This window comes from Faecalibacterium langellae (genome assembly GCF_002549775.1).
GTDB lineage: Bacteria > Bacillota > Clostridia > Oscillospirales > Ruminococcaceae > Faecalibacterium > Faecalibacterium langellae.
On sequence record NZ_NMTR01000074.1, the window covers coordinates 1 to 1,019 of the forward strand.

Below are 1,019 nucleotides of genomic sequence, written 5' to 3' on the forward strand. Positions count from 1 at the left end.
TAATGGAAAACATCATCTGAAAAGCCGAAAATAAGAGATCAGTAATAGCTAGACCACGACTTGAAGTCGTTTCAGAGACTCCATGTAAAAAGAGATGACTAATATTCCCAAAGAAATAGCCTTGACCACCAAAAGAAAGTGAATAACCAGCAACAACCCACAAGAGAGAGGCAATTGCTAAGGGAAGAACAGACATCATCATGGTATTAATGACATTTTTTCGACGCCCCAGACCACCATAGAAGAAGGCCAAAGCTGGTGTCATCAAGCACACCATGGCTGAACATATCAATATAAAGGCAGTACTACCTGTATCCATAAAACCACTCCAATCAAAAGAAATTATTTTTATGTTAAATAATATCACACAAAAAAAATCCCACAAGCTTATTTATGGATTTTTTTGATAATTTTTTATTTTCTAACATCTTATGTTACCATAAAAAAAGAGCTTCTTACACCCCATGAAAAAGGTTATAAAGCTCTTGTCTATTTATTTTCCGTTCTTTAGCAATGGTTTTTATAGCCTGATTAGGCTTCATGCCAGAAGCAATTAAACCTTCAACAGCCTCGATTGGAGCAACATCTGATGTTAGATATCCTTCCCTATCATTTTCAGAAGCCCCAGCTACAATCAGTAAACATTCACCCTTGAGTGGATTACTAGCAATATAATCCAAAATTTCTAAAATAGTTCCTCGTTGGTACTCTTCGTAAAGCTTGGTCAGTTCTCTAACTAGTGTCACTTGGCGATTGCCATAGATCTCATGCATATTTTCAAGGGTATCTGCCACACGATAAGGCGACTCATAAAAAATCTGTGTCTCAGGATAAGACAGCTTTTCCTTGAAAAAATCAATCTGCTGACCTTTTTTACGGGGGAGGAAACCATAAAAAATATGAGGTTGAGGCGCTAGACCACTAGCAATCAAAGCAGTAATACCAGCTGATGCGCCAGGTAGGGCTACTACAGGAATATCCTCAGCAATGGCGGCTTTGACCAGATCATGACCAGGATC

General features: G+C 38.3%; 1 protein-coding gene and 1 pseudogene. Both read right to left on the reverse strand.

What is annotated here, in order from left to right; all coding sequences use genetic code 11:
- Positions 1 to 319, reverse strand: a pseudogene (locus tag CGS49_RS13775) (ammonium transporter); the annotation flags it as partial.
- 136 nt (positions 320 to 455) lie between these two features.
- On the reverse strand, positions 456 to 1,019 hold a 564-nt coding region (locus tag CGS49_RS13780; RefSeq protein ID WP_143405894.1), incomplete at its 5' end, for an SAM-dependent methyltransferase.